At 69.2% G+C, this 13,686-nt stretch carries 13 protein-coding genes; 11 read left to right on the plus strand and 2 right to left on the minus strand.

The window, feature by feature from the left end; genetic code table 11:
- Nucleotides 1–97: 97 nt before the first annotated feature.
- The gene (locus tag ABSF49_RS02840; RefSeq protein WP_424111114.1) at nucleotides 98–907 is read right to left on the minus strand and encodes a HesA/MoeB/ThiF family protein; all 810 of its coding nucleotides are present in this window, start codon (nucleotides 905–907) and stop codon (nucleotides 98–100) included.
- Between the two features lie 47 nt (nucleotides 908–954).
- Nucleotides 955–1,419, minus strand: a complete 465-nt coding sequence (locus ABSF49_RS02845) for a GNAT family N-acetyltransferase (protein WP_424111115.1) — start codon at nucleotides 1,417–1,419, stop codon at nucleotides 955–957.
- 51 nt (nucleotides 1,420–1,470) lie between these two features.
- Between ABSF49_RS02845 and ABSF49_RS02850 the strand changes: the two genes are divergently transcribed.
- From ABSF49_RS02850 to ABSF49_RS02900, 11 genes are all read left to right on the plus strand, one after another.
- Nucleotides 1,471–2,076: an RBBP9/YdeN family alpha/beta hydrolase gene (locus ABSF49_RS02850; protein ID WP_424111116.1), complete on the plus strand. Its 606-nt coding sequence runs from the start codon at nucleotides 1,471–1,473 to the stop codon at nucleotides 2,074–2,076.
- A 68-nt stretch (nucleotides 2,077–2,144) separates the two neighbouring features.
- Nucleotides 2,145–3,335, plus strand: coding sequence for an acetyl-CoA C-acyltransferase (locus tag ABSF49_RS02855; RefSeq protein ID WP_424111117.1), 1,191 nt, complete (start codon nucleotides 2,145–2,147; stop codon nucleotides 3,333–3,335).
- 91 nt (nucleotides 3,336–3,426) lie between these two features.
- Nucleotides 3,427–3,774 (plus strand): YciI family protein, encoded by a 348-nt coding sequence (locus tag ABSF49_RS02860; RefSeq protein WP_424111118.1) that lies wholly within the window; start codon nucleotides 3,427–3,429, stop codon nucleotides 3,772–3,774.
- The gene (locus tag ABSF49_RS02865; RefSeq protein WP_424111119.1) at nucleotides 3,762–5,015 is read left to right on the plus strand and encodes an RNA polymerase sigma factor; all 1,254 of its coding nucleotides are present in this window, start codon (nucleotides 3,762–3,764) and stop codon (nucleotides 5,013–5,015) included. Before ABSF49_RS02860 ends, ABSF49_RS02865 begins: the two co-directional genes overlap by 13 nt.
- A 77-nt stretch (nucleotides 5,016–5,092) precedes the next feature.
- Nucleotides 5,093–6,034: a CehA/McbA family metallohydrolase gene (locus ABSF49_RS02870; RefSeq protein ID WP_424111120.1), complete on the plus strand. Its 942-nt coding sequence runs from the start codon at nucleotides 5,093–5,095 to the stop codon at nucleotides 6,032–6,034.
- Nucleotides 6,035–6,114: 80 nt separating this feature from the next.
- Nucleotides 6,115–6,681, plus strand: a complete 567-nt coding sequence (gene hslV, locus ABSF49_RS02875; RefSeq protein WP_424111121.1) for an ATP-dependent protease subunit HslV — start codon at nucleotides 6,115–6,117, stop codon at nucleotides 6,679–6,681.
- Between the two features lie 4 nt (nucleotides 6,682–6,685).
- Nucleotides 6,686–7,993: an ATP-dependent protease ATPase subunit HslU gene (hslU, locus tag ABSF49_RS02880; protein ID WP_424111122.1), complete on the plus strand. Its 1,308-nt coding sequence runs from the start codon at nucleotides 6,686–6,688 to the stop codon at nucleotides 7,991–7,993.
- Between the two features lie 21 nt (nucleotides 7,994–8,014).
- Nucleotides 8,015–8,548 carry a glycine cleavage system transcriptional repressor gene (locus ABSF49_RS02885; protein WP_424111123.1) on the plus strand — a complete coding sequence of 178 codons (534 nt, stop codon included), beginning with the start codon at nucleotides 8,015–8,017 and terminating at the stop codon, nucleotides 8,546–8,548.
- A 114-nt stretch (nucleotides 8,549–8,662) separates the two neighbouring features.
- Nucleotides 8,663–10,051: a class II 3-deoxy-7-phosphoheptulonate synthase gene (locus tag ABSF49_RS02890; protein WP_424111124.1), complete on the plus strand. Its 1,389-nt coding sequence runs from the start codon at nucleotides 8,663–8,665 to the stop codon at nucleotides 10,049–10,051.
- Nucleotides 10,052–10,222: 171 nt separating this feature from the next.
- Entirely contained in the window at nucleotides 10,223–11,965 is a 1,743-nt protein-coding gene (locus ABSF49_RS02895) for an NAD+ synthase (protein WP_424111125.1), read from the plus strand.
- A 79-nt stretch (nucleotides 11,966–12,044) separates the two neighbouring features.
- On the plus strand, nucleotides 12,045–13,667 hold the full coding sequence (locus ABSF49_RS02900) for an ABC-F family ATP-binding cassette domain-containing protein (RefSeq protein WP_424111126.1): 1,623 nt from the start codon (nucleotides 12,045–12,047) through the stop codon (nucleotides 13,665–13,667).
- Nucleotides 13,668–13,686: the final 19 nt, after the last annotated feature.

The raw sequence follows: 13,686 nt of genomic DNA on the forward strand, positions 1-13,686 counted from the left end.
GCGGCGACGAACGGCGAACAGGGTTAATGTACGCGCGATTCGCGTCGGGCGCCGCGCCGGGCTCGCGCCATGGTTAGAGGAAAGCAACCAAACTTGCTTAACGGGGATTGACCAAGGACGCCGCTTGCGCGCCGTTCAGCGGGTTGGTCTCGTCCCAGCCGTAGGTCAGCGTCTCGAAGCGCATCGAGCGCGTGTCGATCATCAGCAGCCGCCCGACCAGGCCGCGATCGTCGTCGCCGAAGCCGCCGACAATTTCGCGGATCGCCTCCAGCGCCATCAGCGAGCCGAGCGCGCCGGCAAGCGCGCCGAGTACGCCAACCTGGGAGCACGTCGGCACCGTGCCCGGCGGCGGCGCTTCGGGAAAGAGGCAGCGATAGGTCGGATTGGGCTTGCCGTCGGGACCGTTTTGATAAGGCTTGAGCGTCGTCAGCGAACCGTCGTATTCACCGATCGCGGCGGTGACCAGCGGCTTGGCTTCGAAGAAGCAGGCGTCAGAAACCGCGTAGCGCGCAGCGAAATTGTCGCTGCCGTCGAGCACGACGTCCCAGTCGGCGACGAGCGCGCGCGCGTTGGCTTCGTCGAGACGCCGCTCGATCTTGACCACGTCGACATGCGGATTGAGGCGGGCGATCGCCTCCGCGGCGCTGTCGACCTTCTTGCGGCCGACGTTGGCGGTCGCGTGCAGCACCTGGCGATGCAGATTGGAGAGCGAGACGACGTCGTCGTCGACGATGCCCAAAGTCCCGACGCCGGCGCCGGCGAGATATTGCAGCGCCGGCGAGCCGAGCCCGCCGGCGCCGATCGCCAAAACGCGCGCCGCCTTGAGTCTGTTTTGCCCCGGCCCGCCGACGCCGCGCAGCACGATCTGCCGCGAATAGCGTTCGATCTCTTCCTTGCTGAGCTTCATTGCGCAAGTTTACCCGCTGGCGGGGCGGCCGGGCAAATGAGGGGGCCTCACGCCGCGCCGAGCCTCTTGCTCATGTGCGCGACCCGGCCGCCGAGATAAGGCGCCTCGCGCGTGATCGCGTAGCCGAGCCGCCGGTAGAACGCGACATTCTCGACGAAGCGGGCGTTCGTATAGAGCCGGATTTCGCCGTAGCCCATCGCCGCCGCGAGCCGCTCGGCGTGCGCCATCAGCCGCCGCCCGAGACCGCGCCCCTGCCAGGCCGGCGACACCGCGACGTTCTCGATCAGCAGCGCCTCGGGCTCGGCGACGGTTTCGATCAGCGCGACGACGCGCTCGCCGTCGCAGAGAAGGTCGACGCGATGGTCGCGGATCGCGGCGTCGAAGTCGGCGATCATCGGCTTCGGCTCGCGGCCGATGACGGGAACCCATTTCGCATAGGCTTCGCGGGTCAAAGCGCGCGCCGCCGCCGCGTCGGCGGCGGTTGCGCGCCGCAATTCAAAGGCTTCGCTCACGTCCGTTCCTTCGTCCGAGTCCATCCGATTGATAGCGGACCGGCGGCGCGCTTGATAACGTGCCGCGGCTATCTAAGCGAAGAGGGCGGCATGGGCCTCGACGAGCACGTTCTGCTGATCGCGCCCGGCCACGGCAATTCCGGCCCCGGGCACTGGCAGAGCTTACTCGAGCGCGCCCACCCGAACGCCGTGCGCGTCGACCAGTGGAGCTGGAACGCGCCGACCCGCCGCTTGTGGACCGCGGCGCTCGACCGCACGGTCCGACGCGTCGCGGCGCCGACGATTCTCGTCGGCCACAGCGCCGGCGTTGCGACCATCGTTCAATGGGCGGCGCGCTATCCCTCGCCCTCCCACGTCGTCGGCGCGCTGTTGGTCGCTCCGCCCGACATGGAGATTTCTTTGCCCGGCTACCCGCCAGCCTGGGTGCTGCGGCTCGCCGGCTGGGCGCCGATCCCGCGCCAGAAGCTGCCATGGAAGACGCTGGTCGTCGCCAGCCACAATGATCCCTTTTGCGCGATCGACCGCGCGCGCGATTTCGCACTCGCCTGGGGCGCGGAATTCCGCGACATCGGGCCGGCCGGCCACATCAATGCGGCGGCGGGCTACGGACCCTGGCCCGAACTTCCGACGCTGCTCAATTCGCTGATTTCTGGGTGACGCACGGGCCTTGATCCCGCCGCGCGGCGCGGGCAAGCTCCATTGCACTCCAGGCGAGGACGATGAAGATGGCCGCTTCCGACCCGATCGTCGTCGTTGGCGCAGCGCGCACGCCGATCGGCGGCTTTCTCGGCGAATTGAAGGACGCTGCTGCTCCGGCGCTCGGCGCGGCGGCGATCCGCTCCGCGCTGGCGCGCGCCGGTCTCGACGGCCAGGCGATCGACGAGACGCTGATGGGCTGCGTGCTGGCGGCCGGCCTCGGCCAGGCGCCGGCGCGGCAGGCGGCGCTCGCCGCGGGCCTTCCGGTTAGCGTCGGCGCAACCACCGTCAACAAGATGTGCGGCTCCGGCATGAAGGCGGCGATGCTCGCCTGCGACCTTATCGCCGCCAGCTCGGCGAATATCGTCGTCGCCGGCGGCATGGAGAGCATGAGCAACGCGCCCTATCTGCTCGAACGCGCGCGCTCAGGCTACCGCATGGGCCACGGCCGCGTCGTCGATTCCATGTTTCTCGACGGGCTCGAGGACGCCTACGACAAGGGCCGGCTGATGGGGACCTTCGCCGAGGATTGCGCTGAGGCGTATCAATTCACCCGCGAGGCGCAGGATTCCTACGCGCTGCGCTCGCTCGAGCGCGCGCAGGCCGCGATGCGCGCGGGCGTCTTCGCCGCCGAGATCGCGCCGGTCACGCTCAAGGCGGGCAAGAGCGAGACGATCGTCGCCGCCGACGAGCAGCCGCCGAAGGCCCAGCCGGAAAAGATCCTGACGCTGAAGCCGGCGTTCCGCGACGGCGGCACGGTGACCGCCGCCAATTCGAGCTCGATCTCCGACGGCGCGGCGGCGCTTGTGATGACGCGCGCCAGCGAAGCCGAGCGGCGCGGGATCACGCCGCTTGCCCGCATCGTCGCCCACGCGACCTACGCCGCCCAGCCGAAGGGCTTCCCCACCGCGCCGATCGGCGCGATCCGCCGGCTGTTCGACAAGACCGGCTGGAGCGCCGGCGCTGTCGACCTCTACGAGATCAACGAGGCCTTCGCGGTGGTGGCGATGGCGGCGATGCGCGATCTCGGCCTGCCCGCCGACAAGGTCAACGTCAACGGCGGCGCCTGCGCGCTCGGCCATCCGATCGGCGCCTCCGGCGCGCGCATCCTGGTCACGCTCATCGCCGCGCTGAAGGCGCGCGGCCTCAAGCGCGGCGTCGCCGCTTTGTGCATCGGCGGCGGCGAGGGCACGGCGATGGCGGTCGAGCTCGCGCAATGAAAATTTCCGTCGCGCCTGTCGAAACGCGGCGGGGCCGGTCGTCTTTGTCGTGAGCGCGGCGCCAGGGCCGCGCCGAACAGGAGCCATGCCGATGCAATACCTGCTGATGATCCACGGCGAAGAAGGCCGCTTGGCCACCATGCCGAAAGCGGACGTGGAAAAGATGATGGGCGCCTACGGCGCCTACACGAAGGCGCTGAAGGACGCCGGCGTGCTGCGCGCCGGCGAGCGTCTGCAGGCGTCGACGACCGCGACGGTGGTGCGGACAAAGAACGGCAAGACCTCGGTCCTCAACGGCCCCTACGCCGAGGTCAAGGAGCAGCTCGGCGGCTATTACGTCATCGAGGCGGCGGATCTCGACGCGGCGATCGGCTGGGCCGCGCGTTGCCCCGGCGCCGCGGACGGCGCGATCGAAGTGCGGCCGATTTGGCCGATGTAACGCCCGAGGCCGGAGACGCCGCCCGCGCGGCGGCGACGCGCGTCGCGCGCGAGAGCTACGGCAAGCTCGTCGCCTTTCTCGCCGCGCGCGACCGCGACATCGCCGCGGCCGAGGATGCGCTCTCCGACGCGCTCGCCGCGGCGCTGGCCGATTGGCCGCGCCGCGGCGTGCCCGCCAATCCTGAAGGCTGGCTGATTGTGACGGCGCGACGGCGAAGAATCGACGCGGCGCGGCGCGGCCGCGTCGCCGACGAAGCGAGCGAGACGCTCCGCCTCGCGGCGGAGGAGCTGCAGGCGGTCGAGGACGCCGGGCCGATCCCCGATCGCCGCCTCGCGCTGATGTTCGTCTGCGCTCATCCGGCGATCGACGAAGCCGTGCGCGCGCCGCTGATGCTGCAGACGATCCTCGGTCTCGACGCGGCGGCGATCGCCTCGGCCTTCCTCGTCTCGCCGGCGGCGATGGGCCAGCGCCTGTCGCGCGCCAAGGCGAAGATCCGCCTCGCCGGCGCGCCGTTCCGCATCCCCGAGCGCGACGAGCTGCCTGAGCGGCTCGGCGCGGTGCTGGAGGCGATCTACGCCGCCTTCGCCCACGGTTGGGAGCAGGCCTTCGCCGACGATCCGCGCGGGCGCAATCTGGCCGAAGAAGCAATCTGGCTCGGCCGGTTGGTCGCGTCGCTGGCGCTCGACGAGCCGGAGGCGTTCGGCCTGCTGGCGCTGATGCTCTACGCCGATTCGCGACGCGCGGCGCGCCGCGACGCCGCCGGCCGCTACGTTCCGCTCGCCGAGCAGGACGTGAGCCGATGGAACGCGGCGGCGATCGAGGAAGCCGAGCGGCTGCTGACCGTCGCCGGGGCCAGGCGCGCGCCTGGCCGCTTCCAGCTCGAGGCGGCGATCCAGTCGGCCCACGCCGCGCGCATTCATGGCGGCGCGACCGACTGGCCGGCGATCGCTGCGCTTTACGACGCGCTCTATGCCCTGACCGAATCGAAGGTCGTCGCCGTCAACCGCGCGGTGGCGGCGGCCGAGGCGCACGGCGCAACGGCGGGGCTGGCGCTGCTCGCGGCGGCGGCGGCCGACGGCGGCCTCGACGGCTACCAGTCCTATTGGGCGGCGCGCGCCGCGCTTTCCGCCCGCGCCGGGGGCAAAGACGAGGCGCGCGAGGCCTACCGCCGCGCGATCGGCCTCGAATTCGATCCGGCGACGCGCGCTTTCCTGATCGAGCGGCTGACGGCCTTGGGGTGACCGGCCGACGCGCGGCTGTCATGATCGCCGGCGAGGATTCGCGACCCCGCCGCCGCTGACAGGAGCCGCCCGCGCCCATGCTCTCGATCGCCCCGTTCTCGACCCCCGGACGTTTCTGGCGCGGCAACCTGCACACCCATTCGAACCTCTCCGACGGCGGGCTCGCGCCGGAAGCGGCAGTCGCCGCCTACAAACGCAACGGCTACGACTTCCTCCAGCTTTCCGAGCATTTCCTCGACCGTTACGGCTGGCCGATCGCCGACACCCGCGCCCTCCGCTCCAACGCCTTCACCACGTTGATCGGGGCCGAGCTGCACGCGATGGCGACGAGCGTCGGCGAGCTGTGGCACATCCTCGCCGTCGGACTGCCGCTCGACTTTCCGCCGCCGAGCGCCTCGGAGACCGGGCCCGAACTCGCGCGCCGCGCCCGTAAGGCCGGCGCCTTCGTCGCGATCGCCCATCCCGCGTGGTCGCAGCTCACCGAAGATGACGGACACGCCCTCGACGCCGCGCACGCAGTCGAGATCTACAATCACGGCTGCGCGGTCGAGACCGACCGCGGCGACGGCTTTTACCTGCTCGACCGACTCTGCAATCTCGGGCGGCGGCTGACGGCGATCGCCACCGACGACGCGCATTTCAACCACGGCGAGCGCGACGCCTTCGGCGGTTTCGTCGAAGTCAAGGCGGAAAGCCTCGATCCCGAGGCGCTACTCGCCGCGCTGAAGGCGGGCCATTTCTATGCCAGCCAGGGGCCGCGCCTGCACGACGTCCGCGTCGGCCGCGACGAGATCGTCGTCGAGACCTCGCCAGTCGACACGGTGGCGCTGTTGACCGGCGCGTCGCGCGCGCTGCACGTCCCCGGCAGCCATATGACCCGCGCGGTCTTCGATCTCGCCGGCGGGGGGAAAAAGACCTGGACCGAAACGGGTCCCGACGCGTGGTTTCGCGTCGTCGCGATCGACGCCGCCGGCCGCCGCGCCTGGACCAATCCGATCTGGCTCGACGCGCTCGGCTGACGCCTCCTCCTTGCGCCGGCGGCCTCAGGCTCATAAATCGGGGCCCTGACCGCCGACGGCGCGAGTAAAGAAGGCCATTTATGAGCGACCCGAACCCGACGCGCCTGCCCGGCTGGCATGCGACGACCATCCTGATGGTGCGTAAGGGCGGCAAAGTCGTCATCGGCGGCGACGGCCAGGTCAGCGTCGGCGAGACGATCATGAAGGGCAATGCGCGCAAGGTGCGCCGCCTCGCCAAGGGCGAGGTCGTCGCCGGCTTTGCCGGCTCGACGGCCGACGCTCTGACCCTGTTCGAGCGGCTGGAAAAGAAGATCGAGCAGTTTCCCGGCCAATTGCCGCGCGCCTGCGTCGAGCTCGGCAAGGACTGGCGCACCGACCGCTATCTGCGCCGCCTCGAGGCGATGCTGCTCGTCGCCGACAAGTCATCCGGCTTCGTGCTGACCGGCTCGGGCGACGTGCTCGAACCGGAAGCCGACGAGCATGGCTCGGCGACCGCGATCGGCTCAGGCGGCAATTATGCGCTCGCCGCGGCGCGGGCGCTGCTGCCGACCGAATTCGACGCCGAGGCGATCGTGCGCCGCGCGATGGCGATCGCCGCTACGATCTGCGTCTATACCAATTCCAATCTCGTTCTGGAAAGCCTGTGACCACATGACCGAGTTCTCGCCGCGCGAGATCGTCTCCGAGCTCGATCGCTTCATCGTCGGCCAGCACGCGGCCAAGCGCGCGGTCGCCATCGCTTTGCGCAACCGCTGGCGCCGGCTGCGGCTCACCTCGCCGATGCGCGAGGAGGTGATGCCGAAGAACATCCTGATGATCGGCCCGACCGGCTGCGGCAAGACCGAGATCGCGCGCCGCCTGGCGCGGCTCGCGGGCGCGCCCTTCCTCAAGGTCGAGGCGACCAAATTCACCGAGGTCGGCTATGTCGGCCGCGATGTCGAGCAGATCGTGCGCGACCTGGTCGAAACGGCGATCACGCAGGTCAAGCAGAAGAAGCGCAAGGACATCGAGGCCAAGGCGGAGCTCGCCGCCGAGGAGCGCATGCTCGACGCTTTGGTCGGCGTCAGCGCTTCGGCCGGGACGCGCGACGCGTTCCGCCGCAAGCTGCGCGCCGGCGAACTCGACGACAAGGAAGTCGACATCGAGCTGCCGCAGAGCGGCGGCGGCATGCCGATGTTCGAGCTGCCCAACATGCCCGGCGCTTCGGTCGGCGCGATCAACCTCGGCGACATTTTCGGCAAGGGTTTCGGTCAGCGCACCAAGCCGAAGCGCATGACGGTCGTCGACGCGCACGAGCCGTTGGTGTCCGCCGAAGCGGAGAAGATGCTTGACCAGGACCAGGTGGTGCGCGAGGCGATCGGCGAAGTCGAGAGCAACGGCATCGTCTTCCTCGACGAGATCGACAAGATCTGCGCCCGCGACGGGCGCGGCGGCGCCGACGTGTCGCGCGAGGGGGTGCAGCGCGACCTGTTGCCGCTGATCGAAGGCACGACGGTGGCGACCAAGCACGGCTCGGTCAAGACCGACCACATCCTGTTCATCGCTTCCGGCGCCTTCCACATCTCGCGGCCGAGCGACCTGCTGCCTGAGCTTCAGGGCCGCCTGCCGATCCGGGTCGAGCTCGCTTCGCTGACCGAAGATGATTTCAAGCGCATCCTCACCGAGACCGAGGCGAGCCTGATCAAGCAATATGTGGCGCTGATGGCGGCCGAGGGGGTGAGCTTGAGCTTCTCCGACGACGCGATCGCGGCGATCGCCCGCATCGCCGCGCAGGTCAACGCCAGCGTCGAGAACATCGGCGCGCGGCGGCTGCAGACGGTGATGGAGCGCGTGCTCGACGACGTCAGCTTCACCGCGCCCGACCGCTCCGGCGAGCATATCGCCATCGACGGCGCCTTCGTCGAAGCGCATGTCGGCGACCTCGCCGACAACGCCGACCTGAGCCGGTTCATACTCTAGGCGCGCGCGGGAGGACACGAGATGACGACGCCGCTGGTGCTCACGTTCGTCGGCCGCGACCGGCCGGGGCTGGTCAACGCGATCGCGGAGCGCGTCGCCAGCGCGGGCGGGACCTGGCTCGAGAGCCGCCTCGCCCGTCTCGCCGGCGAATTCGCCGGAATCGTGCTGGTCGCCGCGCCCGAGGAGAAGTTCGAGGCGCTCGCTGCAACGCTCGCCGGGCTCGAGACCGCCGGCCTCAGGGTGACGATTTCGCCGAGCGTCCCGGCCGCCGCTGCGCCGAGCGAGCGGCTGATTGCGCTCTCGCTCGTCGGCCATGAACGGCCGGGCATCGTGCGCGACGTCACCCAGGCGCTGACCCGCCTCGGCGTCAACATCGAGGAATTCGTGAGCGGCGTCGAGGGAGAACCGTTCACCGGGGCAGAGGTGTTCCGCGCCAACTTGCGCATTCGCCTGCCCGACGGCCTCGCCGTCGACGAACTGCGCAAGACGCTCGAGCGGCTCGCCGCCGAGATCATGGTCGACCTCAGCGTCGGCGGGGGCGAGGCGGTCGGCTGACCCGCCCGCCGGCGCCATATCGCCTTACGATCCGCCTTCCTGTATAGACGCGCCCGCGGGCGCCGGTTTTCGGCCGGTCCGCAAGCGAGAGTGGATCCGTCGAGGCGTTTCCCCATGGCCCAGAGCCGCTGGACACCCGATAGCTGGAGAGCGAAGCTGGTCGAGCAGTCGCCGGTCTACGCCGACGCCGCCGCGCTCGCCGAGGTCGAGCGCCAACTCGCCGGATATCCGCCGCTGGTCTTCGCCGGCGAAGCGCGCAAGCTGAAGAGCCTGCTCGGCAAGGCGCAGGCGGGCGAAGCCTTCCTGCTGCAGGGCGGCGACTGCGCCGAGAGCTTCGGCGAGCATTCGGCCGACAACATCCGCGACTTCTTCCGCGTCTTCCTGCAGATGGCGGTGGTGCTGACCTTCGCCGCCGCCTCGCCGGTGGTCAAGGTCGGGCGCATCGCCGGCCAGTTCGCCAAGCCGCGCTCGTCCGACGTCGAGACCAAGGACGGGGTGACGCTGCCCGCCTATCGCGGCGATATCGTCAACGACATCGAGTTCACGGCGGAAGCGCGCGAGCCCGACCCGCGCCGACAGCTCGAGGCCTTTCGCCAGTCGGCGGCGACGCTCAACCTGCTGCGCGCCTTCGCCACCGGCGGCTACGCCAATCTCGAGAACGTCCATCGCTGGATGCTCGGCTTCGTCAAGGACAGCCCGTTCTCCGAGCGCTACCAGGAGCTCGCCGATCGCATCACCGAGACGCTCGCCTTCATGCGGGCGATCGGCCTCAATCCGGAGGCCAGTCCCGAGCTGCGCGCGACCGAGTTCTACACCTCGCACGAGGCGCTGCTGCTCGGCTACGAGCAGGCGATGACCCGGCTCGACTCGACTTCGGGCGATTATTACGCGACCTCGGGCCACATGGTGTGGATCGGCGACCGCACCCGCGCGCTCGGCGGCGCCCATGTCGAATATTGCCGCGGGGTGAAGAACCCGATCGGCCTCAAATGCGGCCCGTCGATCCAGCCCGACGACCTCATCCGCCTGATCGACGCGCTCGATCCCGACGCGGAGCCGGGGCGGCTGTCGCTGATCTGCCGCTTCGGCGCCGACAAGGTCGAGGCGTCGCTGCCGCCTCTGGTTCGCGCCGTCCAGCGCGAGGGCCGGCGCGTCCTGTGGGTCTGCGACCCGATGCACGGCAACACGATCAAGACCGCGAGCGGCTACAAGACGCGGCCGACCGAGCGCATCGCCGCCGAGATCCGCTCGTTCTTCGCTATCTGCCGGGGCGAATCGGTTTATTCGGGCGGCGTCCATCTCGAGATGACGGGCAAGAACGTCACCGAATGCACCGGCGGCGCGCGCGCGATCTCCGAAGGCGATCTGCGCAACCGCTACCACACCTATTGCGACCCGCGGCTCAACGCCGAGCAGGCGATCGAGATCGCTTTCCTGGTCGCCGAGCTGCTCAAGACCGAGCGCCTCGCCGCGCCGGCGCGGCCGGTCCAGGCGGCGGAGTGACCCCTCTCCCGGAGGGGCAGAGGCAGGGGTGAGGGGACAACACTTCAGCGCGAAGCAGATGCGTCGCGCCTTGCGGCGCGACCCCTCATCCGGCGTTGCTTCGCAACGCCACCTTCCCCCGAACGGGGGAAGGGGTTTGCGCCGCGCGCCGTGGCGCCGCAAAATGCAGCCATGCCTGCTCCCGCCAATCGCCTCGTCATCGCGCTCGCGCAGATTCCCTCGATCGTCGGCGACATCGACGGCAATCTGAAGCGGCTGCGGGAAGCGCGCGCCGAAGCCGCCGCCTTCGGCGCCGATCTCGTCATGGCGCCGGAGCTCTATCTCTCCGGCTATCCGCCGGAAGACCTCGTGCTCAAGCCGGCGTTCCAGGAGGCGTGCCGGCGCGCCTGCGAACGAATGGCGCGCGAGACCGCCGACGGCGGCCCGGCGGTGCTGGTCGGCCTGCCGTGGGTGGAGAGCGGCGCGCTCTACAATTCCGCAGCGCTGCTCGCCGGCGGACGGATCGAATCGGTGCGGTTCAAGGTCGACCTGCCCAACTACGGCGTGTTCGACGAGAAGCGGGTGTTCCGTCCGGGGCCCGACCCCGGCCCGCTGGTCTTCTCCGGCGTGCGCATCGGCGTGCCGATCTGCGAGGACATCTGGACGCCGGATCCGATCGAATGCATCGTCGAGACCGGCGGCGAGATCGTGCTTGCGCCCAACGCCTCGCCCTACGAGCGCGACAAGCTCGGAATCCGGCTGGGGATCGCCAAGGCGCGCGTCGCCGAAAGCGGGCTGCCGCTCGTCTATCTCAACCAGGTCGGCGGCCAGGATGAGCTCGTCTTCGAGGGCGCCTCGTTCGTCGTCAATTCCGACGGTTCGCTCGCCGCCCAGCTTCCCGCCTTCCGACCCGTGGTCGCGCGCACAGTGTGGGAGCGCGGCGAACACGGCTGGCGCTGCGTCGAGGGGCCGCGCGAACCGGTCGAACAGGGCGATGAGGGCGACTACGCGGCCTGCGTCCTGGGCTTACGCGACTATGTCAACGACAATCGCTTCCCCGGAATCGTGCTCGGACTTTCCGGCGGCATCGACTCGGCTTTGTGCGCGGCGATGGCGGTCGACGCAATCGGGCCGGAGCGCGTGCATGCGGTGATGCTGCCCTATCGCTTCACCGCCGAGCAGTCGCTGCGCGACGCCGCCGCCTGCGCCAAGGCGCTGGGGATCCGTTACGACGTCGTGCCGATCGCCGAACCGGTCGAGGGCGTCGAACATGCCCTCGCGCCGATGTTCGCCGGCCGGCCGCGCGGCGTCGCCGAAGAGAACATCCAGAGCCGCGCTCGCGGCCTGATTCTGATGTCGATCTCCAACAAGTTCGGCGCGATGGTCGTCACCACCGGCAACAAGTCGGAAATGTCGGTCGGCTACGCGACGCTCTACGGCGACATGAACGGCGGCTTCAATCCGATCAAGGACGTCTACAAGACCGAAGTCTTTCGCCTCGCCGAATTGCGCAACCGCTGGAAGCCGGTCGGCGCCAAGGGGCCCGCAGGAATCGTCATTCCGCCCGAGATCATCGCCCGCCCGCCGACCGCCGAGCTGCGCGAGAACCAGAAAGACCAGGACTCGCTGCCGCCCTATCCGACCCTCGACGCGATCCTCTATCGCCTGGTGGAAAAGGAGATGCGGCTCTCCGACATCGTCGCCGAGGGCTTCGACCCCGAGACGGTGCGCCGGATCGAGGGGCTGCTCTATCTCGCCGAATACAAGCGCCGCCAGTCGGCGCCGGGGGTCAAGGTCGGCTCGAAGAACTTCGGCCGCGACCGGCGCTATCCGATCGTCAACCGTTTCCACGATTCCGTTCTGCCGGCGCAGACGCCCGACGCGTCGATCGCGCCGCGCGGCGCGCAAGGAACGAGCGAGCGGTTCGAAGATTAGCGTCCCGGCTCGGCCCCGCCTTCCTCGGCCACGCAACATCACTTAACAGCGAAACACGTTTCTGAGGTTCCGCGCGCGCATGATTCGTCTTGAAGCCATCAGCAAACAGAACGGCCATCACCTCCTCTTCGTCGAGGCCTCGGCGGCGCTGTGGAAGGGGGAGAAGGTCGGTCTGGTCGGACCCAACGGCGCTGGCAAGACGACTCTCTTTCGCATGATCGTCGGACAGGAGGCTCCCGACGAGGGCCAGGTGTCGGTCGATCGTGGCGTCACCATCGGCTATTTCAGCCAGGACGTCGGCGAAATGGCGGGCCGCAGCGCCGTCGCCGAAGTGATGGACGGCGCCGGCCCGGTCAGCGGCGTCGCCGCCGAGCTCAGCGAACTGGAAACGGCGATGGCCGACCCCGACCAGGCCGACGACCTCGAAGCGATCGTCGAACGCTACGGCGAGGCGCAGGGCCGGTTCGAGGACCTCGGCGGCTATGCGCTCGAGGCCAAGGCGCGCGAAGTGCTGGCCGGACTGAGCTTCAGCGAGGAAATGATCGAGGGCGACGTCGGCGCGCTCTCCGGCGGTTGGAAGATGCGGGTGGCGCTCGCCCGCATTCTGCTGATGCGCCCCGACGCCATGCTGCTCGACGAACCGAGCAACCATCTCGATCTCGAGAGCCTGATCTGGCTGGAGGCCTTCCTCAAGGGTTATGAGGGGGCGCTGCTGATGACCTCGCACGACCGCGCGTTCATGAACCGCGTCGTCACCAAAGTGGTGGAAATCGACGGCGGCGCGTTGACCACGTTTTCCGGCGATTACGAGTTCTACGAACAGCAGCGCGCGCAGAACGAAAAGCAGCAACAAGCCCAGTTCGACCGCCAGCAGGCGATGCTGGCCAAGGAAATCAAGTTCATCGAGCGCTTCAAGGCGCGCGCCTCGCATGCCGCGCAAGTCCAGAGTCGCGTCAAGAAACTGGATAAGATCGAGCGCGTCGAGCCGCCCCGACGCCGCCAGGCGATCCTGTTCGAATTTCCACCCGCGCCGCGCTCCGGCGACGACGTCGCGACGCTCAAGCGCGTCGACAAAGGTTATGGCGCGCGCAGCATTTACGAGAGACTGGACTTCCAGGTGCGCCGCCGCGAGCGCTGGGCGGTGCTGGGGGTCAACGGCGCCGGCAAGTCGACGCTGCTGAAACTGGTCGCGGGCGCGGCGCAGCCGGACGGAGGCGACGTCGCCATCGGCGCCAGCGTGAAGATGGGCTATTTCGCCCAGCACGCGATGGATCTGCTCGACGGCGACCGCAGCGTTTTCCAGTCGCTGGAGGACGCCTTCCCGCGGGCCGGACAGGGTTCGCTGCGTTCGCTCGCCGGCTGTTTCGGATTTTCCGGCGACGACATCGAGAAGAAGTGCCGGGTGCTGTCGGGCGGCGAGAAGGCGCGGCTGGTCATGGCGAAGATGCTTTACGATCCGCCGAATTTCCTCGTGCTCGACGAGCCGACCAACCACCTCGATCTGATGACGAAGGAAATGCTGATTACAGCGCTGTCGCAATACGAGGGCGCGATGCTGTTCGTCTCGCACGACCGGCGCTTCCTCGCCGCGCTGTCCAACCGCGTGCTGGAGCTGACGCCCGAGCGGGTCCATCAATACGGCGGCGGCTACACGGAATACGTGGCGCGCACCGGCCACGAGGCGCCGGGCTTGCATAGCTGAGCGGCGGGGGCCGACATAA

It is taken from the genome of Roseiarcus sp. (genome assembly GCF_049514155.1).
Lineage (GTDB): Bacteria > Pseudomonadota > Alphaproteobacteria > Rhizobiales > Beijerinckiaceae > Roseiarcus.

Excerpts from the sequence above, each read along its gene's own strand:
- ABSF49_RS02840 (WP_424111114.1), bottom strand. The coding sequence starts at position 907 with ATGAAGCTCAGCAAGGAAGAGATCGAACGCTATTCGCGGCAGATCGTG.
- ABSF49_RS02855 (WP_424111117.1), top strand. The coding sequence starts at position 2,145 with ATGGCCGCTTCCGACCCGATCGTCGTCGTTGGCGCAGCGCGCACGCCG.
- ABSF49_RS02860 (WP_424111118.1), top strand. The coding sequence starts at position 3,427 with ATGCAATACCTGCTGATGATCCACGGCGAAGAAGGCCGCTTGGCCACC.
- ABSF49_RS02870 (WP_424111120.1), top strand. The coding sequence starts at position 5,093 with ATGCTCTCGATCGCCCCGTTCTCGACCCCCGGACGTTTCTGGCGCGGC.
- hslV (WP_424111121.1), top strand. The coding sequence starts at position 6,115 with ATGAGCGACCCGAACCCGACGCGCCTGCCCGGCTGGCATGCGACGACC.
- hslU (WP_424111122.1), top strand. The coding sequence starts at position 6,686 with ATGACCGAGTTCTCGCCGCGCGAGATCGTCTCCGAGCTCGATCGCTTC.
- ABSF49_RS02885 (WP_424111123.1), top strand. The coding sequence starts at position 8,015 with ATGACGACGCCGCTGGTGCTCACGTTCGTCGGCCGCGACCGGCCGGGG.
- ABSF49_RS02890 (WP_424111124.1), top strand. The coding sequence starts at position 8,663 with ATGGCCCAGAGCCGCTGGACACCCGATAGCTGGAGAGCGAAGCTGGTC.
- ABSF49_RS02895 (WP_424111125.1), top strand. The coding sequence starts at position 10,223 with ATGCCTGCTCCCGCCAATCGCCTCGTCATCGCGCTCGCGCAGATTCCC.
- ABSF49_RS02900 (WP_424111126.1), top strand. The coding sequence starts at position 12,045 with ATGATTCGTCTTGAAGCCATCAGCAAACAGAACGGCCATCACCTCCTC.